Raw genomic sequence first — 21272 nt, 5'->3', positions numbered from 1 at the left:
ACACTGGGAAATAAAACAACCTGGTGCTAAACGCCGGGTTGTTGAGCCATCAGGACCGCCCATTGAATGTTGGAAGCTGCTATGTCCTTAGTTGTTACTGCACTAAAACCTGTGTTTGCCCGTAAGGGTTATTTTAATCACTCGACAGCCCCACTTTTTGTCTTGCCACTGCTTATTGTCAGTGGCTTTTTATTGCTCGGTTGTGAACCTGAACCTGTGGCCATTACTCCTAAACTTGTGGTTGTGGAAGAGGTCAAACAGGCCACAGTTCCCATATATGGTAACTATGTTGGTGTCACCAAAGCTTCATTGGATGTTGAAGTCAGGGCCCGAGTCGACGGCTTTGTCGAGGAGCGACTCTTTACCGAGGGCAGTGCGGTCAATGCCGGCGATATCTTATACAAGATAGATAACAAGCCGTATAACGCTGTGGTTAACCGACTCAAGGCCAATGTCGACTCGCAGCAGGCGATATTGGAAAAGGCGCAGCGGGATGTGAAGCGTCTGAAACCTCTCTATGAACAGGATGCCGCCAGTCAGTTGGATTATGACAATGCGCTGTCGGCGTTGGCTCAGGCCAAGTCGGCCTTGGCCGCCGGCCACGCCGAGCTGGAAGAAGCGCTGCTGGAGCTTAGTTACACCGAGATAAAGGCGCCGATTGCAGGTCTGGTCAGTCGCTCCGAGGTAGATATCGGCGCCTTGGTCGGTAGCCAGGGGCAATCCTTGCTGACACGGGTGAAGCAGGTGAACCCCATTTATGTCAATTTCAATATGTCGGCGCTGGATTACCTTAATGCCAGACGTCGCATGACCAGTTACAACCAGCAACAGGAAGCAGAGACCGAAGGCAAGGCGGTAGAGGGGTTTGTACGTATCACCTTGCCGGACAACAGTGAATATCGCTATCTGGGTAACGTCAGTTTCACCGATCCCCAGGTTAACCCCAGTACAGGTACTTTCGAGGTGAGGGCGGTTTTGCCCAATCCTGACAAGGAGTTATTGCCGGGTCAGTACACCAATGTCAGGATCAAACTCAGTGAGATAGACAATGCCATAGTGATCCCGCAGCGTTCAACCCAGGTGGATCAGGGCGGCGTTTATGTGATGGTGGTGATGCCGGACAATAAGGTTGAGCGGCGCTTTATCGTGATTGAGCACCAGGGGCCGGAGGGCGTGGTGGTCAAAAGCGGTCTCAACGCCGGTGAACGTGTGATAGTCGAAGGCATGCACCGTGTGCGTCATGGCCAACTGGCCGAGCCGCTTGATGCCAAAGAGTATCAAAAGCGGCTCGACGAGCAGGAAAAGCAGGAGGCGCTGGAACAGCAATCAAAAGAACAGGAGCGTAACTAGATGGCTCAGTTCTTTATTGGCCGACCCGTGTTCTCGGCCGTTATCAGTATTGTTATTGTGCTCTTGGGCTTGATAGCCATGTTCCAGCTGCCGGTGGATCAATATCCCTATATCACGCCGCCGCAGGTGAGTATCTCGGCTTCCTATCCGGGAGCAGCCTCCACAACCGCCGCCGAGTCCGTGGCAACACCGCTGGAGCAGGAGGTCAATGGTGTGCCCAATATGATCTATATGAGCTCCAAGAGCACCAATTCCGGCGGCACCAATGTCACCATCACTTTTGATGTAGGCACAAGTCCGGATCTGGCGGCAGTGGATGTGCAGAACGCCACTCAGCAAGCTCTGGGTAATTTGCCAATCAATGTGCAAACCGAAGGTGTTTCTGTCTCCAAGGACTCTTCGGTGGAGCTGCTCAAGCTGGCATTGACCTCCAAAGATCCTCGTTTCGATGAAATTTACCTCTCCAATTACGCCTCCATTAATATCGAATCGGCACTGAGACGGATCCCCGGCGTTGGTCGTACCCGGAATACCGGCTCCCGCAGTTATGCCATGCGGGTGTGGCTGCGCCCGGATGCCATGGCCGGTCATAGCCTAACCACGACAGATGTTACTGACGCCATCAAGGCACAAAACAAGGAAACCCCGGCCGGTACTGTGGGTACCCAACCCAATAGTGATGCCTTGAGCCAGACCTTACCGATAACCGCCAGTGGGCGGCTGTCCAGTGTCAGGGAATATGAAGAGATCATAGTTCGCGCCAATCCGGACGGATCCATCATTCGCCTGCGTGATATTGCCAGGGTGGAGCTCGGCTCCTCGGCTTATACCTTGCAATCCCAACTCAATGGCCAGAATGCCACCATCTTACAGGTGTATCTGTTGCCCGGTGCCAACGCGCTTGAGGTGACCCGTAAGGTCAAGGAAACCATGGCTGAGCTGGCGACCAAGTTTCCCAGCGGTATGGAATGGCAGGTGTTTTACGATGCTTCTGTGTTTATTGAAGAATCCATCGATGAGGTGGTGCAAACCCTGATCGAAGCCCTGGTGTTGGTGGTACTGGTGGTATACCTGTTCTTGCAGAATTGGCGCGCGACCCTGATCCCGGCGATTGCGGTGCCTGTTTCCCTGATTGGGACATTGGCCGCCATGCTGGCTTTCGGTTTTACCATCAATACCGTCAGCCTGCTGGCACTGGTTTTGGCCATTGGGATTGTGGTTGACGATGCCATTGTGGTGGTGGAAAACGTCGAACGACTTATTAATGAAAAGGGCATGAGCCCGATGGCGGCCACCCGCAGCGCCATGAAAGAGTTATCCGGTGCCTTGATAGCAACCAGTTTAGTGCTGTGCGCCGTGTTTGTACCCGTGTCTTTTCTTGCCGGGATCACCGGCATTATGTACCGCGAATTTGCTGTCGCCATTGCCGTGGCGGTGCTGATCTCCACTGTGGTGGCATTGACTCTGAGCCCGGCACTTTGCGCCTTGTTGCTGCGTCCGGGCGATGTGGCCAACAGCGGTTTCTTCTTCTGGCTCAATAACCGTCTCTCCAAATTGACCGATAAATATGTGTCCTTGGTAGGCTTAGCCAACAAGCATGCGCGGCGCAGTTACCTGGTGTTTGGCGCCATGGTGGTGGCGGTTTGGTACATCATGAGCCATTTGCCATCGAGCTTTATGCCGGATGAGGATCAGGGCCGTTTCTTTATCGATATGACGCTGCCGGCCGGAGCAACGGTCAACCGCACCCAAGAGGTGCTCAAGATTGCCGAGCGCCATGTGCTGGCCCATCCGGCCGTCGCCTGGTCTTTTACCCTGGCCGGGGAAAACCGCCGCTCTGGGTCGAATCAGGCCAACGGTCAGTTTGAAGTGATCCTCAAACCCTGGGCCGAACGGGAACAAAATCAGGCCACAGTGCAGAAGGTAATGAAAGAGCTTAAATATCAGCTCAGCCAGGTGTTGCAAGCAGAGTTCAACCTCTACCTGCCTTCGGCTGTGCCCGGTCTGGGTAACGGCTCCGGTGTGGAGATGGTGTTGCAGGATACTTCGGGAACCAACTTCAAAGGATTGATGGAAACCAGCAACGAGTTGGTGGAGCAGCTCAAGCAGCAACCTGAGGTTGCGGCAGCGGCCATGTCGTTGCAGGGTTCTATTCCACAGCTGTACCTCTCGGTCAATGAAGCCAAGGCGATGGCTATCGGGGTGGATGTGGCCGATCTCTACAGCACTATTAAGACCTTTACCGATTCGGCCACGGTCAATGATTTTAATCTGTTTGGCCGGGTGTATCGGGTCAGGGTACAGGCCGAAGACAGTTATCGTCAGTTTCCCCAGCAGATTAAAGATTATTATGTCCGGTCATCCAATGGTGCCATGGTGCCCATCGGAGTTCTGGCCGACTATGAATATACTGTGGGGCCGGCGGCTGTGACCCATTACAATCTGTTCTCCAGTGCGTCCATCAATGTCACTCCGGCGCCCGGATATGCGACCGGCGATGTGATAAAAGCCATCAATAGGGTGGCCAAGCCCATGTTACCGCCCGAGTTCAAGTATGAATGGACCGGGCTCACCTTCCAGGAAGTGCGCTCGGCCAACCAGACCAGTATCGCCATTACGCTGGCCTTGGTGTTCGTGTTCCTGTTTTTGGCGGCGTTGTATGAGAGTTGGACCATTCCTGTGGCCGTGCTGCTTATTGCGCCCATCGCCATGCTGGGAGCCTCTTTGGCAACACTGCTCAGTGGTATGCAGAGTAACTTGTTCTTCCAAATCGCCTTTATCGCCCTTATCGGGATGGCGGCCAAAAACTCGATTTTGATTGTCGAGTTCGCCAACCAACTGCACCGAGAGGGCCGTTCACGACTGGAGGCGGCAATGGAAGCTGCCGCGATGCGCTTCAGGCCGATTTTGATGACCTCCATGGCCTTTATTCTCGGTGTCTTGCCGCTGGTTTTGTCCGCCGGACCCGGCTCTGTCAGTCGTCACTCGGTATCTATTCCCATCCTTGGTGGCATGGTGCTGGCCACCAGCATAGGGATTGTACTGGTGCCATTGTTCTTTGTGACCACAGCCGCTTGGGTTCGCACCAAGGTTAAGGGTGACTCGGCAAGCCAAAAGTCGGCCACGGAGGAAGGCGTATGAAGACAGGGGTATTAACCATGAGCCGGGTGAAACCGACTAAGGTACAGGTCCTTAGTAAATGCACTAGACCGGAACTGCTCGCCCTGACACTTTCCTTGGGCCTTTGGGGCTGCACTCTGGGGCCGGATTATCAGCGCCCCGAGCTCAACATGCCGGCGCAGTTTGATAAGGCGCTGCCGCAAGTAGAGGCCGATGAAGCCGTTGCAGATGAGTGGCAGACGTTTTTCCTTAATCCCGAGCTGCAGGTACTTATTCGTCAGGCGCTGAATAACAATATCGACCTGGCGATGATGCAAAGCAGGCTGCGAGCCGCCAGAGCCGAAGGGCGGGTGGTTGATGCGGCTCTGTGGCCCGAGCTTGGACTTGAGTTTGCAGCCGAACGGTCACTCAGCAGCGCCATTACCAATAAAGATCCCAGTGCCGAGACAGATGTTAATCTCAAGGGGGTTGCGTCATGGGAGCTGGATGTTTGGGGCGCCAACCGCCGGGCCAGTGAGGCGGCACTGGCCAATACTCTGTCGCAGGCAGAGCTGCTTGAGGCATCCAAAATCAGCCTTATCAGTGATATCGCTACTGCCTTTTATCAGCTGACCGATATAGAGCAAAGACTTAAGATCTCTCGGGAAACGGCCGAGATCCGCGCCAAGGAACTGCAACTGGCTAAACTCAGGCGAGCCAACGGGATGATTTCGGGTCTTGATGTACGCCAGGCGGAAGTGGAATATCAAACCGCCATGGTGACCTTGCCTCAGCTCGAATATGACAGCAAGGCCAAGCGCAATCAGTTGCTTATCTTACTTGGAGCTTACGATCACCCCCTGCCAGAGCTTCCTAAATTGGTGAGCCGTGAATTTCCCGAATCTCTGGCGGTTGGGGTGCCTTCGCAGTTACTGTCGCGCCGCCCGGATGTTCGCGCCAGCGAGTTGGCTTTGGTAGCGGCCACGGCGGAGGTCGGGGTAGCTAAGAGTGCGTTTTTCCCGGGGTTTACCATTACCGCCGAATATGGCCGCGGATCCGATAGCCTGGATAACCTTTTCAGTTCCAAGGGACTCACCTGGTCGCTGCTCGGTGGGATCACGGCGCCGATTTTCAATGCCGGCAAGATAAGCGCCGAATATGAGATAGCCAACGAGGCGCAACTGCAGGCCATGCTTGCTTATCGCAGCACGGTATTGAACGCCTATATGGAAGTGCGCAATGCGATGAATGATTATCAGAGAACGCAACAAGCTCTGATAGAGCAGCAACGCTTGCTCGATGCTTCCTCTGAATACGTGCGCCTGGCGCGGCTCAGATACAAGAACGGTGTTGCCACTTCACTCGATTTGATGGATGCTCAGCGCCAACACTTCAGCGCCGAGCTGTCATTGAGCGAGTCAAAACGCGATAAGTTGCTGGCTATGATAGCCCTCTACCGCGCCCTGCGTGGCGGCGCGCCGGCGAAGAGTTAACCCAGGGAACACAGTAACCTCAGTCGAGTTTCTTGAGGATATCGCCCAGCAGTTGGTGGGCCATTTTGGCGTCTCTGTCACTTAAGCGAGAGAGGCTCTCATTCAGCCACAGGCTTAACTTGGCATCATCGGCGGCATCGACCCTCTCCAGCAAAGTGGCGGCCTTTTGTTTGAGGGCACTGAGTTGCGGCAACGGCGATTGAGCATCTTTTAACCCCAGGCGGCCATCGGCACAGGTCAAAGCCTGACCCAGAGCGTAGGAGTAGACCATCACGGCTTGCGCCAGATTGAGGGAAGGGTATTCGGTGGCCAGTGGTACGTAGCTGAGTAAGTCACAAATCGCCAAGTCGGCGTTACTCAGGCCACTGGCCTCACAGCCAAAGACGATGGCTACGTGTTGCACCTGTTCCTGCTGGATACTCAGTTGCTCGCCGAGTTCTGCCGGGCTTAAATAGTGTCTTGGGCTGCCGCGCTCTCTTGCCGTGGTGGCCACCATAAGCTCAAACTCTTCTCTGAGCTCCTCCAGGCTGGCCACTTCACGGATGTTGGCCAGTATGTCCTCGGCGCCGCAGGCGACCCAGGCCGCTTCCTTTTCCAGATGAGCTTGTGAACTCACCACAATGAGTTCACTGAACCCTTGGGTTTTGATGGCACGGGCAGCGGCGCCAACATTGGCGGCGCGAGCAGGGGAGACGAGTACAAAGCTGAGTTTCATCCGAAAAAAGGCTCTAAAGGAAAACTGCAGCGATTATAAGGTTCTGCAATCGAGAATAAAGCAAAAAAGCTGCAACCGGCCGGGAAAAGGTCTGTTGCAGCTTTATTGGTTCAGTCAGAGGGGGTAAGTCGCTGTGTTACTTAGAATAGTTGAATACAGTGTCTGCCCGCCACACCCGGTAGCGCAGCTCGGCATTTTCAGGCAGATAGATAACCATAGGCAACTTGCTGTTATATCTCAGCTTGTATTCCCCCGGAATGCGAACAAACTCCTCATGCTTGGCCTTATCGAAGCAGGCCATCATGGTTGAGCGCCCCGGACCAATTTCATCTAGCTCCCAATAGGTGTAACCCCAACCTTTGAGATCCATCTGCTTTAGCTCGCCCATCAGGCCATGCTTGTTGCAGTCAACCATCTGGGTTTGGCCCACCTGAATTTCAACCATGTAGTCATCTTCGTTTTCCAATTGGGGTAGGGTCAATATGTGTTGCACCATGCCTTCTTTGGGGGCGGGGAACATCTTGCTGTTATCCTGCGGCTGATAGCTGTTGGCATCAAATTGGTTTGCAGTAATCATGTTCTGGTTGTATCCCTGTGGATGCGGCTGGCTGACTGCCAAAACCTGGGCAGATAACAAAGCGGAAGCGATAAGTGCCAGTTTCAGTTTGCCGGACTTAAGCATAGGTTTTCTCCTTATGGGCCCGCTATGGGCTGAAATCAACTATTGGATTGGCGCTGTGTATGATTGCGCTTCTGTAGAGTTAAACGGCCAGCTGCTGAGAAAGGGTTATTTATTTTCAAAAAATCATAAATAACTTTTTTTGCCATACAAATCAAAATAGTACCAGCTATGTGTTTGCTCTTAATTCAAGTTATCGAGAGGCAAAACGCCCACCAGGTTCAGCCTGGCGGGCGTTGTCAGTTTAGGGCGGTTCGTTTGAACAGGCTGTTCGTTTAAACGCAGCTGTTTATTTAAATGCCGACTTCACCACCATCGACTTTACGCAGCACCACGGTCGCTGCCCTCGGGCGTATGCTGGTGCCGATGGGTGTTTCCTCGGCGGCATTGGCCGATACCGGCCAATTCCCCGGGTGCTGGATATTGGCAAATACCGAAGTGTAGTCCGGCGAGATAGCAAAGCCTGTAACTTCACAGCCATTGGGACCGACGAAGAAGCGCTTCAGCTCGGTTTGATTGTCGGCGGTAACTGTCAGAGGCTTGCCGTCGCCATCGACCATCTTGGATGGCACTATTGCCAGCATCTGGTCGTTGGTGTGCTCAGTCACCTCTTTGGCACCATTATCTGTCTGGATCCACAGAATACCGCGGGCATCGAACGCCAGGCCGTCCGGGCTGGCCAACTGGTTAAGTTCAGTCAGGCTGGAGAGGTTGGTGGCGTCGTCACCGTCCGCCGGAGAACCGAACAGGAAGATATCCCAGCTAAACTCGGTATCACTGCTACCTTCATCCCAGCGGATGATATGGCCAAAGTTGTTTTTAAGCCTAGGGTTGGCGGCGTTGGCTTCAGTCCGCTTGGAGTTGTTGGTCAGGGTCAGATAGACACTGCCGGTGAAAGGGTCCACTACACACCACTCGGGTCTGTCCATTGGCGTCGCGCCAACCAAATCGGCGGCACCGGCAGTGTTGATGATGATATCGGCCTGGCTGGCAAATGTATCGGCCAGGGTCTTGCCATCTTGCGTCATTGCATCCAGGGTCAACGGCAACCATTCACCTACGCCATCTTCGTTGAACTTGGCCACATACAGGGTTCCTTCATCCATGTATTTGGCACCGGTTGCCAGACGGTTACTGCTGTCGGCATCCTTGGGGTCCCAGAGCGCCGCCGAAACAAATTTGTATATATATTCAAAGCGCGAGTCATGGCCTGAGTAGAATACCAGTGGTTTACCTTCGGTCAGCTTGCCAAAAGCGCAGCCTTCATGACGGAAACGCCCCAAAGCAGTGCGTTTGACTGCGCGGGAGTTGGGGTTGTAAGGGTCGACTTCGACGATATACCCATAGCCGTTGTCTTCATTGCGATAGTCGTACATGGCATCGCTGGCCTTGGGGGTGACATCGAAACGGGCAAATTCATCCAGGCGCTCTTCAGCATCACCGGCCAGATCGGCCCAGCCATAGCGGGTAGAACTGCTGCTGACACCGATACGGCGTTGCGCTTGAGTCATCTCGCCCTTATTGACGAAGTAGCCGGGCCAGTTCTCTTCACAGGTGAGGTAGGTTCCCCAAGGGGTATAACCGTTACCACAGTTGTTCAGGGTGCCGCGGGTCTGGCTGCCATCAGGCGAGAAGGCGGTTACGACTTTGTCGGTATAGGCTACCGGGCCGCTGAGATCCATGGTGGAAGCACCGGTGAAACGGCGATTGTGCTTGTCATCCTTGACCACTTCCCAGTTGCCGCCGTTAAGTTTGATACGCACCACAGTCATGCCGTGAGCATTGATCTCTTTGCGGACTTCATCGACCAGGGTTCTCAGGCCGGTATCGGCATCTATAGTCGGGCCGTTGGGGTGCAGGGCATCTGGCTCAATGTATTCATGGTTGATACACAAGAGGCCATCGGTTCCGGCTTCATTGAGCGGAAAGAAATGCATGCCGTCGTGGTTTTGACCCACAGAGTTGGCCTGATCCTGGGCGGTATTGCTGCCATCAGCCTGCCATTCGGCAGCTTTACTGTTCAGCGGCGTCCCCCAGGGAGCTAGGACCTGAGCGCGGTAACCTTCAGGGATAACCACTGCATCAAGGCGAGAACCGGCTACTGACTCAAATCCTAGTGTGACGTTGGATTGGCTGGGAGGAACCTGAGTCGGCGGCACAGGTTCCACTGTGCTAGAGGTGTTATTGTTGTCGGAACCGCAACCGGCGAGGCCGAAGCCGCCAAATGCAGTCAGGGCACTGACGCCCAAGCCACTTTTTACAAAATTGCGCCGGGAAAGGTGCTTATCCAGTACCTGGGCAAAAGGTTCGTTCTGACTCTGGTTATAACACGTCGGATCGAAAGTCGCCTTGCTCATAAGATTTCACTCCGTGATCTTCTATCTCGTTATAGGATTTGCAAATGCGACGCAAAGACTAATGACGCCATATGACAGCCAGATAACTGAAAGGTGACACAAATAAGACGTTCCACGGGTTTGGATAAAATATTCGTTAACAACAATTTATGTGATTGGTCACTTTTTTCAGTTTTATGCTTGAAATTGCCTCTGGAAAGAGAGATATTTTGCCTGTCAAATAGTTTGATTATCAAAATATAATAGTAGGCTAACCATGAGTTCACAATTTCACGCCACCACGCGCTGGCAACATAAGCATGACTTTACTCATCATAATGAGCAGGGAGAGAAGAGTACCAAGTGGGTACTCTTGTTGACTGTGGTGACCATGGTGGCCGAGATTGTTGCCGGTACTATATATGGCTCCATGGCGTTGCTGGCCGATGGCTGGCATATGGGAACGCATGCTGCTGCATTCATGCTGACACTGTTTGCATACTCTTACGCCAGGAAACATGCCAACAACCCCAGCTTTGCCTTCGGTACTGGCAAGGTCAGTGTGCTCGGTGGTTTTACCAGCGCTATAGCTCTGGGATTGGTGGCGCTGTTGATGCTGGTCGAGTCTGGCTCCAGACTTCTGTACCCGGAAGATATTCATTTTGATCAGGCGATTCTGGTGGCCATTATTGGTTTAACTGTCAATGTTCTGAGTGTTTTGCTACTCAAGGATCACCACGGTCACGATCATGGCCATACCCATGGACATAGTCATAAGCACGAACATAACCATAAACACGAACATGACCACAGTCATGACATCGACCACGGACACCAGCATGTCCACGACCATGGAGATTCCCACGGACATAAAGATCATAATCTGCGCGCAGCCTATTTCCATGTACTGGCCGATGCCTTGACCTCAGTGTTGGCAATTGGTGCGTTGTTGGCCGGCAAATATTTTGGATTGAATTGGCTCGATCCCGTGATGGGAATTGTCGGAGCTGTTATCATCAGTCGTTGGGCTTGGGGACTTATCTGTCAGACCAGTCCCATTTTGCTTGATGCCGGTGTTGAAGCCGAGTTCAGTCGCAAGCTGGTGGAACGGATTGAAGCCGAAAAAGATCACAAGGTCACCGATATCCATGTGTGGCCGGTCAGCGCTGATCATCATGCCGCCATGATTTCTTTGGTGAGCCACGCGCCTCACAGCACAGACTATTATCATGAGTTGCTGGCGGATTTCACTCACGTAGACCATCTGACTATTGAAGTCAATCAATGTGCCGACTGCGATAAGGCGACAACACCGAGGGCCAACAAGCGTGAACAAGCGAGCCATCAAGAGACAGGACATCACCACCATCATCATTGAGGTGCCAAAATAGATGAAACAGCAACAGCGGCAGGATTCGCTGCAACAGTCAATCAACCACGCCATCATAGAGTTTTATGAGCGCTTGTCCTCCTGGGAACAGAGTGTTGTCAGGGGGCAAGGCGCTTCGCTGGCACAGATCCATACCGTGGAGATCCTGGGCGCTCATGGGCCGATGAAGATGAAGGAACTGGCGGAAAAACTCGGCATTACCACAGGTACCTTGACTGTTCAGGTCGAGCGTCTAGTCAAGGCGGGCCTGGCTGAGCGTCAGTCGCTGGAAAATGACCGGCGCGCCATTCAGGTTTCTTTAACCGAAGAGGGGGTGAAGATGTTTCAAGAACATGATGCCTTACATCTGCAATTAACCCGTGAGATGACGGCGAAATTTACCGAAGCCGAACAGGCCCAACTCTTGGCTTTCTTTAACCGTCTTAAGGATGCGTTTTGACAAGTTGGCAGGAGTAAGCTTTTTTATGAAGATCACATTATTATAAAGATTGCATTTGACTAATTTACATTTGTGTCAGTTTTTTGTAGAACCTCTCCTAATGCACCCACTAAGTATCTTGCTCTCTCTTTAGCTATGCCTGTTTAGCGCAACGCCGAGATTATTCGGTATGTCGCCAGGTATAAAAAAATTTCGCCCAGGAACCTCCTCTGATTGGTAAGGGAACCTTAAGATAGAGTGGCTATATTAATATTTTGATTATTTGGTTAACATTTTGTAACCAGCGTGGTTTTAACCGTCATTTAGGAATGAGTGTGCTGAATCCCATCTCTGTTAATCGCCTGACCTTTGTTCTGGCACTGTTTTTTGTGGCCGTATTCAATGTGCCTTTTTTTACCATAGTCAAGCAGGGGCTTGAGAATCAAGCACATGTCGACCCTCTGTTTGTGGCGACCATCCCTATCTTCTTGATCTCGGCCTTGGGGATCTTGTTTTCTCTGTTCAGTTTTAAATATATTCTCAAGCCTTTCTTTATGGTGTTGTTGCTGTGTTCATCGGGGGTATTTTTTGCCGCATTCAAGTATGGTGTGGTATTCGATACCGGCATGATCGAAAACACCTTTCAGACCAACAGCGCCGAAGCGCTGACTTATGTTAACTGGGCATCGGCGCTTAACCTGTGTCTGACCGGCGTGCTGCCAGCGTTGCTCTTATATCGCATCCAAATAGACTATAAACCCATAGGCAAGGAGCTGGCATATAAGGCGCTGTACATCATAGCGAATGTCATCATCATAGTGGTGATCGCCTTTTTCTATATGCAGAATTATCTGGCTTTTGGTCGCAATAATGATGAGATTAAACGTTACATTGTGCCCACCTATTTTGTTGGCTCGGCGGCTAAATACATCAATCAACATTACCTGCAACAGCCGCTCGAATATCAAAAGTTGGGGACAGATGCCAAGCAGGTAAAAGCAACCGGTGAAACTAAACCCAGACTGATGGTGCTGGTGGTCGGTGAAACCGCCCGGGCACAAAATTACCAATACTATGGCTACGATAGGCCAACCAATGTCTACACCAAGGCGATTTCACCGCTGATCTTCGGCGATGTCAGCTCCTGTGGCACGGCCACGGCAGTGTCTTTACCCTGTATGTTTTCCCGTATGAACCGGGAAGATTATGACTCCCGAATTGCCAAGGCTCAGGATACTGTTGTGGATGTACTCAACTATGCCGGTGTGAAAGTGCAGTGGTTTGATAACGACAGCGGCTGTAAAGGTGTGTGTGACAGGGTAGAAAACAAGCTGATAGCACTGAATGCCGACCCCAAGCTATGCGATGGTCAGTTTTGTCAGGATCAGGTACTGCTTGATGAACTCAAACAAGCCTTGTTGCAGCCGAACAATGGTCAGGATCGCTTGATAGTGTTGCATATCATCGGCAGTCACGGACCGACCTATTATCTGCGCTACCCCGAGCAATTTCGTCGCTTTACCCCGGATTGCCAGCGTAGTGACATTCAGAACTGCAGCCGCGAGCAGCTCACCAACACTTACGACAACACGATTCTGTATACCGACTATATCGTCTCTCAGGTGGTCGAACAGCTTAAGGGCAGCAGTAGTGATTATGATACGGCGATGATGTATCTGTCCGATCACGGTGAGTCTCTGGGCGAAAAGGGTATGTACCTGCATGGTTCTCCCTATGCCATAGCCCCCAGAGAGCAGACTCAGATCCCTTGGATGGCCTGGTTTTCTCAGCCGTTCAAACAGCAACTTGGGCTGAATGATGACTGCCTGGTAAAGGAAGCCGCCGCCAAGCGTGTTTCCCACGACAACCTGTTCGATACGCTGTTGGGGCTCTTCGATGTCAGCAGCAAGGTTTACCGGCCTGAGTTGGACTTGATTGCCCTATGTCGACGTTGAGCGAGTCTGCTCAAATTATCAAAAGAACCCGGCGTTAGCCGGGTTCTTGGTTTTGAGGTGCGATTGTTCACCTTCAATAGGGAGGTGCTTATGTGTCCTTGCCCGAAAGTTCCATGTGCATCTTGATCAGATGTTCTTCCATATCAAAAGTAACTGTAAAACCAAGACTCTTGGCAAGGCTCGCCATATTGCGGTTTTCAAACATGGTGAAGCCGGTTAACACCTGAGTGCCCGTAGTGCGGTAATAGTTAATCAGCTTTTCCAACAACAATTTGCCTATGCCGATCCCCTGATGAGAACTGCGAACCGCCATGGCAAATTCCGCTTCTGTGTTGTCCGGATCGATTGAGGCTCGCACCGCGCCCAAGGTTTCCTCTTCACCATTTTCATCTCTTATGGTGGCGATAAACGCCATCTCACGGGCGTAATCTATCTGGGTCAGTACCGCCATCTCTTCGTGGGTCATACGCGAGCGCACCCCGAAATAGCGCTTGTATCTGTCTTCATCAGTCAGCGAGTTGTCAAAGTCCAGATGCTTGGGTTCATCTTCCGGTAGTATCGGCCGCAACATCACCTCAAGGCCGTTACGCAGTTTGGCTTTCTCTTCTAGCTCTTTGGGGTAGGGTTGAATCGCCAGTCGTCCGGCGTTATCCGTGACTTCCGGGTTCAGACGCAGATTGACATCCAAGAGAGTAATTTTCTCGCCCGCCGCCAATACTGGATTGAGATCCAGGCTCTCAATTTCGGGACAATCGATAATGAGTTGCGAAATCTGGGTCAACATCAGACACAGGGCACGCATATCCAAGCCTTGGGGTAAGTGACGGTCGCGGATCTTTTGGGTCTTAAGCGCCTGGATCACCATATAACGTGCCAGCGCCATATTCAGCGGTGGCAAGGCGACGGCGGCGTCTCGGGTCGGTTCCCATTCTGATCCGCCTTCCCCCAGCATGATGGCTGGGCCAAATACGGGATCGCTTATCACCGCAACTCTGAGCTCCTGTGCGCCGGCGGTAAGCGCCATTTTTTGCACTATCATGCCCTCGACCGAAGCGGCGGGGTTAGCTGTGTGGACCCGCTCGACAATGGCCGCTGCGGCTTGATTGACCTCAGAAGCCGATGTGAGATTCAGCATCACTCCGTGAACGTCAGATTTATGCAAAATATCCGGCGACTGCACTTTCAAGGCGACCGGATAACCCGCCTTATCGGCAATGGCCACGGCCTCGGCAGCGTCTTTAGCGAACCAGGTATCTATGGTATCCAAGCCATAGGCGTTAAGAATATTGCTGGCATCATGGGTTTCCAGCACTCGTTTCCCTTTGGCAATGGCTTGCTGCAACAGGCTTCTGGCGGTGGCACTGTCTGTTGGGATAGTGTCAGGTATAGATTGCGGTACCTCCTGCAGCAGTTTTTGGTTACGGCGATATTCCACCATATGCATAAAAGCGCGCACGGCGCCCTCGGGAGTACGATAAGTGGGGATACTCGCCTTGGAAAAGTGTTTTCGAGCCCGGTAAGCGGCATCTTCGCCGCTCCAGTTGGTAAGTATGCTTACCCGATTACGTTTCGGGTGTTGCTTGATGGTTTCAATCAAGGCATCGGCGATGGCAACGCTTTCACCGAGGGCCGAGGGGGAGTGCAATACCAAGATGGCGTCCAGCTCATCGCTATCCATCAACACAGACAGCGCCTGGCTGTAACGCTCGGCATCGGCATCACCTATGATGTCCACCGGGTTTTGCCCGGACCAGGTAGAGGGCAACAGCTGCGAGAGTTTCTCCAGGGTGGCTTCGGACAATTGTGCTAACTTGCCACCCTTGAGTACCAGTTCATCCACCGCCAGCACGGCCGGGCCGCCACCGTTGGAAAGAATACACAGGCGCTCGCCATTCAGTGGGTTGAGGTGAGCCAGACTCTCGAGTGCTGCAAACAATTCAACCAAGTCGGTGACTCGGAGCATACCGGCGCGGCGAAAGGCGGCCTCGTAGACGGCGTCATTACCGGCAATGCCACCTGTGTGCAGTTTGGCGGCATTGCCACCCTCGGCGCTGCGGCCGGATTTGATCACCAAAATAGGTTTATGGCGGGCTGCGGCTCTGGCTGCCGACAGGAAGTGGCGCTTCTCATTGACCGAATCTATATAAAGCATGATGGCGCTGGTGCGGGAATCGCGGCCGAGAAAATCCAGCAATTCATCGAAGTCTATGTCAGTGGCATCACCGAGGGAAATAAATGAGGAGAAGCCGATCCCTTTGTTGTTGGCCCAGTCGAGTACTGTGGTGCAGATGGCCGCCGATTGGGATACAAAGGCGATTTTGCCGGGCAGGGCACCGGCATGGGCCAGGCTGGCATTGAGTCCTTGGGGTGGCAACATCATCCCCAAACTGTTGGGACCGAGGATCCGCATGCCGTAACGTCTGGCGTTGGCTTGAGTCAGTTCAAGCAGGTTTTCGCCTTGTTCATTGAGTTCATCGGCCATGCCGGAGGCCATGATAATCGCCACTTTGCAGCCAAATTGTGCCAGGGTTTCAACAATGGCCGATACACTGGCGGCACGGGTACAGATGATGGCCAAGTCTGGTTTGATCGGCAAAGACTCAATATTGGGATAAGCCAGCACGCCCATAACCGCGTTATACTTGGGGGTGACCGGCATAATTGGCCCGGCAAAGCCCCCGGAGAGCAAGTTCTTCATTACCACATTGCCTGCGCGTTTATCCTGATTGGACGCGCCAATGACGGCGATGGATCCGGGTTTGAACAGCGTGTGCAGAGTACGTTGGCTCATGGATTTCCCTGTCGGCAAAGGACTTTGGTTTATGTCCCATGATTCCACGGCCGGAGAAAGTAAGCAATATACAAAAAGTCGGGCTTGAATTACAAAAATATTATTCAGTAGAGGGGCTTACTCATACTGGGGTATACAGAGATGGTTACAGCAGAAAATGGCAGCTCGAATAGAATAAGAGGGAAATTTTAGGCATAAAAAAACCTGCTTGAAGCAGGTTGCTTGGTACACCCGAGTGGACTCGAACCACCGACCCCTACCATGTCAAGGTAGTGCTCTAACCAACTGAGCTACGGGTGTATCGCATGATTTTCATTTTTTGAAAATCTGAAAATATTGGTACACCCGAGTGGACTCGAACCACCGACCCCTACCATGTCAAGGTAGTGCTCTAACCAACTGAGCTACGGGTGTACTGTGTTTTTCAGGCTGTCGCCCTCGAACGAGCGCTATATTAAGGGCGAGCAGCCGCTAGTTGCAAGTAAAAAAACACAAATTTTCATTGAGTGGCGAATTGCTGCACAACTTGCTGCAGCTTTGATCGCATTTGGTTCAATGTGTAGCCTCATCTGAGATAACTTCAAACTGTTTACCGCTTTTCTGGATATATCTCAGGCGGATAGCAAAGAGTATCGCAGCAACAGTCAAACCGGCGATAAGCCCAATCCAGAATCCATGAGCCCCCATGGCGGGTGCCAATAAGTCGGTATACGCCAATACATAACCCAGGGTCATCCCCACGGCCCAATAGGCAAACAGGGTGATGAAAAAGGCGCTGCGGGTATCCTTGTAGCCACGCAATGCTCCGGCTGCCACCACCTGCACTGAATCGGACAACTGATATAGAGCAGCCATCAGCATCAGACTGCCGGCCAGAGTAACCACTTCGGGGTTGTCGTTATAGAGCAGGGCAATCTCATACCTGAATAGCACGGTTAATATGGCCGTGAGCATGGCCAGAGAGAAGGCGATGGATAATCCCACTTTAGTCACCAAGGCCGATACATCACTCTGGCCGCGCCCCAGGTAATAACCGACCCGAATAGAAACGGCTATGCCGATGGAGAGTGGCAACATAAACACTATCGAGGAGAAGTTCAGCGCGATTTGGTGACCGGCCACGACAGTGGCACCGAGAGGCGCCAGTAAGAGGGCTATCACCGCAAAGAGGCTGACTTCAAAGAATAGCGCCATGGCAATAGGCATACCCAGTTTTGTCATCTCAACAATGGTGCGTAAATGAGGCTTATGAAATGCCTTGAAAGGCGCCAGTTCGGCAAAGCGTTTATGCCACTGCATATAGATGACCATGGCCAGCAGCATAGCCCAGAATACCAGGGCAGTAGCCACACCACAGCCGGCGCCGCCCATGGCGGGCATGCCGAAGTGACCATTGATAAAGATATAGTTGGCCGGGATATTCACCGCCAGACCGACAAAGCCGATAATCATGGTCGGCAGGGTATAGGATATTCCTTCACTGCAGCCCCTGAGTACTTGATAGAGTACAAAGGCCGGTGCACCCCAGAGAATACCGTCAAGATAACCTATGCTCAATCGCTTGAGCTCAGGTTCCAGTTCCATCCAATCCAAAATATGTGGCGCAGATGCCAGAAACAGCATCACACCCAGGGCCCCGATTATGGCAATATAGGCAGCTTGAAAGGCAAGTGGTTGAATTGCCTTTTGGTTGTTTGCGCCATGATGGTGAGCAAACATAGGCGTAAATGCCAGCAACAGGCCTTGAACGAACAGTATGGCCGGTAGCCAGAGACTGGTTCCGACAGCAACGGCTGCCATGTCGACAGCACTGACTCTGCCGGCCATCAGGGTGTCGATAAACCCCATCATGGTCTGGGTAAGCTGTGCAATAAGCACAGGCAGAGCCAATTGAATTAAGCGTTTGGCCTGAAAGCCGGTGTGATTCATGAAAGCAGCCCTAACAACTAAGCGAGTGAGAAAATGTTTACAGGTATTGTTCAAGCCAAGTGTGAAATCCTGGCGATCGAGAAAAAGCCCGGGCTAAATACCCTCGAAGTCGCTCTGCCCCCCACATTGCGCGAAGGGTTGGAAATTGGAGCGAGTGTCGCCAACAACGGCGTTTGCCTGACGGTAACCCAGCTTGCTGATGATAGGGCGTTTTTTGATGTAATGGAAGAGACTCTGGCGGTGACTAACCTAGTCGGACTTAAGGTAGGCGACAAGGTTAACATAGAGAGGTCACTCAAGTTTGGTGCCGAGCTTGGGGGACACATTCTCTCCGGCCATGTGCATACCCAGGCGCAGTTGGTACGGCTAGATGTCAGTGACAACCATTACAATATGCAACTGGAAGTGGCCGAAGAGTGGTTGAAGTACATTTTCTACAAGGGCTTCATCGGTATCAATGGTTGCAGTCTTACTATTGGTGAAGTCAAAGGCAATCGCTTTATGCTGCATCTTATTCCTGAGACTCTCAGGCTGACCAATCTAGAGGATTATCGGGAAGGGGATTGGTTGAATATTGAAATCGATACTCAGACCCAAACGATAGTAGATACGGTCGAGCGCGTATTAGCTCAACGACACCAGGCTTAATTGTCGCTGATACACTTCATTCGCGGCCGCACTCGTCCTATATAAGCAGCTTGAAACGGTTTTTTTCAGTAGAGCTGTTCGTCATCGCCATCGACGTACAGCTCTATCATGTGCCTCTGGTCATTGATGTGCATCCGCATATGAATAGGGTTGCAACATACCCTGCAATCATTATAAAACTCCTGATCGCCGCCGCTGGCGTCGAGCTCCACTTTTTGATGGTGGCCACAATGGGGGCAGCAAATAGTTTGACTCTTGAGTTGCATGGCTTCCTCCTTTGTCCGGTAGCGCTATGCCCTTTGGACGATAGAACTTCATATCACAACACAGTTCAAGTATAGCCCCAGGCTGTGAGCAAAAGCTTATCCCTTGAGTGTTTTTGGGTTGCGCTGGCAAGGGCTTATCCCGTAAAATTGCCAGCCTGCCCGGCGGAGACCTTAAGGCTCCTGTACTGCCTTAACTCAAGGGCTAAAACCCTCTTTTTCATTGATAACCAAGTGGCCCTACGTGTGGGTCACCACTGGACAAGGAATTTTCATGCCTGTAATTACACTTCCCGATGGGAGCAAGCGCGAGTTTGCCAACCCAGTCTCTACACTCGATGTTGCTGCTGATATTGGTCCTGGTCTGGCGAAAGCCTGTATTGCCGGACGAGTCAACGGCGAGTTAAAAGATGCCTGTGATCTGATCGAAACAGATGCAGAACTGTCGATCATCACGGCCAAAGATGAAGAAGGGCTGGAAATCCTTCGTCACTCTTGCGCACACTTGTTGGGTCATGCGATCAAACAGCTGTGGCCTGAAACCAAGATGGCGATTGGTCCTGTTATCGATAACGGCTTCTACTATGACATCGACCTGGAACATAAACTGACCCAGGAAGATCTGGAAAAGCTTGAAAAGCGCATGCTGGAACTGGCCAAGACTAACTATGACGTGGTCAAGCGTGTGGTCAGCTGGCAGGAAGCCCGTGACACTTTCGAGTCTCGCGGCGAGCCCTACAAGATGGCGATCCTGGATGAGAACATCAGCCGAGATGCCACGCCGGCACTGTATCACCACGAAGAATACACAGATATGTGTCGTGGTCCCCATGTGCCCAACATGCGTTTTTGCCATTTCTTTAAGCTGATGAATGTTGCCGGTGCCTACTGGCGCGGTAATTCAGACAACAAGATGTTGCAGCGTATCTATGGTACTGCCTGGGCCGATAAGAAAGCGCTCAAGACTCATCTGACTCGTCTGGAAGAAGCCGCCAAGCGTGATCACCGTAAAATTGGCAAGCAGCTGGATCTATACCACATGCAGGAAGAAGCGCCAGGTATGGTGTTCTGGCACAATGATGGCTGGAGTGTATTCCTCGAGCTTGAGCGTTTTATTCGCCAGAAGCTGAGTCAGTACGACTATCAGGAGGTGAAAGGCCCGCTGATGATGGACCGCGTGCTGTGGGAACGTTCAGGTCACTGGGATAAATACGCCGAGGCGATGTTTACAACCAGCAGCGAGAACCGCGAATACGCCGTCAAGCCGATGAACTGTCCTGGCCATGTGCAAATCTTCAACCAGGGCCTCAAGTCTTATCGCGATCTGCCGCTGCGGATGGCCGAGTTTGGCTGTTGTCACCGTAATGAGCCTTCGGGTGCCTTGCACGGCTTGATGCGAGTTCGTGGTTTTACCCAGGATGATGCGCACGTATTCTGTACTGAAGAGCAGGTGCAAGCCGAAGTCAGCAAGTGTATCAAGATGGTGTACGACACCTATTCCACTTTCGGCTTTAGCAATATCGTAGTTAAGCTTTCTACCCGTCCAGAGAAGCGTATCGGTGACGATGCCATGTGGGATAGGGCAGAAGAAGCTTTGAAACAAGCGCTGCGCAGCAACGATATCGAATTTGAAATACTCCCAGGTGAAGGTGCCTTCTACGGTCCTAAAATCGAGTTCACTCTGCATGACTGTCTGGACCGCGCTTGGCAGTGTGGTACAGTGCAGCTCGACTATGCCTTGCCTGGACGCTTGGGCGCGACTTATGTTGCCGAAGACAACAGCCGTCAGACTCCAGTGATGATCCACCGTGCGATTTTGGGCTCTTTGGAGCGATTCCTCGGTATTCTCATTGAAGAGTTCGCCGGTCGCTTCCCAACCTGGCTGGCTCCTATGCAGGTTGTTGTTATGAACATAACAGATAAACAAGCTGATTATGTTGAAGAAGTAGTCGAATTCTTCAAGGAACAGGGCATACGTGCCTCTAAAGACTTGAGGAATGAAAAAATAGGCTTTAAAATACGCGAGCACACTTTGAGGCGGGTTCCTTATTTGCTGGTCATAGGTGATCAGGAGATGGAAAATCGGGAAGTCGCTGTGCGTACCCGAGACGGAGTAGACTTAGGTAAGATGCGAATCGATGATTTCGCCGCTAAGGTCAAGCAACAAATTTCGCTCCGTAGTCTTGAATTGTTGGAGGATTAGGTC

The 21272-nt window shown here is 52.1% G+C and carries 14 protein-coding genes and 2 tRNA genes; 8 read left to right on the top strand and 8 right to left on the bottom strand.

Translation table 11 applies throughout. The features are described from left to right. Window positions 1–81 precede the first annotated feature (81 nt). Genes K5621_RS10410 through K5621_RS10400 form a run of 3 tightly spaced genes read left to right on the top strand, consistent with a single transcriptional unit; the run spans window position 82 to window position 5942 of the window. Window positions 82–1350, top strand: coding sequence for an efflux RND transporter periplasmic adaptor subunit (locus K5621_RS10410; RefSeq protein WP_221049195.1), 1269 nt, complete (start codon window positions 82–84; stop codon window positions 1348–1350). Continuing rightward, on the top strand, window positions 1351–4491 hold the full coding sequence (locus tag K5621_RS10405; RefSeq protein WP_221049194.1) for an efflux RND transporter permease subunit: 3141 nt from the start codon (window positions 1351–1353) through the stop codon (window positions 4489–4491). It begins immediately after the preceding gene. Further along, window positions 4488–5942 (top strand): efflux transporter outer membrane subunit, encoded by a 1455-nt coding sequence (locus K5621_RS10400; RefSeq protein WP_245003059.1) that lies wholly within the window; start codon window positions 4488–4490, stop codon window positions 5940–5942. Before K5621_RS10405 ends, K5621_RS10400 begins: the two co-directional genes overlap by 4 nt. A 19-nt stretch (window positions 5943–5961) precedes the next feature. On the opposite strand, the gene K5621_RS10395 is transcribed toward K5621_RS10400, so the two are convergent. From K5621_RS10395 to K5621_RS10385, 3 genes are all read right to left on the bottom strand, one after another. Next, the gene (locus K5621_RS10395) at window positions 5962–6657 is read right to left on the bottom strand and encodes a tRNA/rRNA methyltransferase (RefSeq protein ID WP_221049193.1); all 696 of its coding nucleotides are present in this window, start codon (window positions 6655–6657) and stop codon (window positions 5962–5964) included. A 136-nt stretch (window positions 6658–6793) separates the two neighbouring features. Continuing rightward, complete coding sequence (eco, locus tag K5621_RS10390; protein WP_221049192.1) at window positions 6794–7339, bottom strand: serine protease inhibitor ecotin; 546 nt, start codon at window positions 7337–7339, stop codon at window positions 6794–6796. A gap of 290 nt (window positions 7340–7629) precedes the next feature. Further along, window positions 7630–9693, bottom strand: coding sequence for a PhoX family protein (locus K5621_RS10385; protein WP_221049191.1), 2064 nt, complete (start codon window positions 9691–9693; stop codon window positions 7630–7632). Between the two features lie 256 nt (window positions 9694–9949). On the opposite strand from K5621_RS10385, the gene dmeF reads away from it, so the two are divergent. The 3 genes from dmeF (at window position 9950) to K5621_RS10370 (ending at window position 13435) form a co-directional block, all read left to right on the top strand. After that, window positions 9950–11050, top strand: a complete 1101-nt coding sequence (gene dmeF / locus K5621_RS10380) for a CDF family Co(II)/Ni(II) efflux transporter DmeF (protein WP_221049190.1) — start codon at window positions 9950–9952, stop codon at window positions 11048–11050. 13 nt (window positions 11051–11063) lie between these two features. After that, on the top strand, window positions 11064–11501 hold the full coding sequence (locus tag K5621_RS10375; protein WP_221049189.1) for a MarR family winged helix-turn-helix transcriptional regulator: 438 nt from the start codon (window positions 11064–11066) through the stop codon (window positions 11499–11501). Window positions 11502–11809: 308 nt separating this feature from the next. Further along, window positions 11810–13435 (top strand): phosphoethanolamine transferase, encoded by a 1626-nt coding sequence (locus tag K5621_RS10370; RefSeq protein WP_221049188.1) that lies wholly within the window; start codon window positions 11810–11812, stop codon window positions 13433–13435. Between the two features lie 88 nt (window positions 13436–13523). Here K5621_RS10370 and K5621_RS10365 read toward each other — a convergent pair whose 3' ends face one another. From K5621_RS10365 to K5621_RS10350, 4 genes are all read right to left on the bottom strand, one after another. Next, window positions 13524–16226, bottom strand: a complete 2703-nt coding sequence (locus K5621_RS10365; RefSeq protein ID WP_221049187.1) for a bifunctional acetate--CoA ligase family protein/GNAT family N-acetyltransferase — start codon at window positions 16224–16226, stop codon at window positions 13524–13526. A gap of 223 nt (window positions 16227–16449) precedes the next feature. Next, window positions 16450–16526, bottom strand: a tRNA-Val gene (locus K5621_RS10360). Between the two features lie 37 nt (window positions 16527–16563). Further along, window positions 16564–16640 (bottom strand) — tRNA-Val (locus tag K5621_RS10355). A 138-nt stretch (window positions 16641–16778) separates the two neighbouring features. Further along, complete coding sequence (locus tag K5621_RS10350) at window positions 16779–18155, bottom strand: MATE family efflux transporter (protein ID WP_100143704.1); 1377 nt, start codon at window positions 18153–18155, stop codon at window positions 16779–16781. A 33-nt stretch (window positions 18156–18188) separates the two neighbouring features. Here K5621_RS10350 and K5621_RS10345 point away from each other — a divergent pair, with 33 nt between their 5' ends. Further along, window positions 18189–18803: a riboflavin synthase subunit alpha gene (locus K5621_RS10345; protein WP_221049186.1), complete on the top strand. Its 615-nt coding sequence runs from the start codon at window positions 18189–18191 to the stop codon at window positions 18801–18803. 65 nt (window positions 18804–18868) lie between these two features. Here K5621_RS10345 and K5621_RS10340 read toward each other — a convergent pair whose 3' ends face one another. After that, window positions 18869–19069: a CPXCG motif-containing cysteine-rich protein gene (locus K5621_RS10340; RefSeq protein WP_025009725.1), complete on the bottom strand. Its 201-nt coding sequence runs from the start codon at window positions 19067–19069 to the stop codon at window positions 18869–18871. 271 nt (window positions 19070–19340) lie between these two features. On the opposite strand from K5621_RS10340, the gene thrS reads away from it, so the two are divergent. After that, window positions 19341–21269, top strand: a complete 1929-nt coding sequence (gene thrS, locus K5621_RS10335; protein ID WP_100143702.1) for a threonine--tRNA ligase — start codon at window positions 19341–19343, stop codon at window positions 21267–21269. Window positions 21270–21272: the final 3 nt, after the last annotated feature.

Source organism: Shewanella carassii (assembly GCF_019670705.1).
GTDB lineage: Bacteria > Pseudomonadota > Gammaproteobacteria > Enterobacterales > Shewanellaceae > Shewanella > Shewanella carassii.
This window is presented reverse-complemented; position numbering and strand designations above follow the sequence as displayed.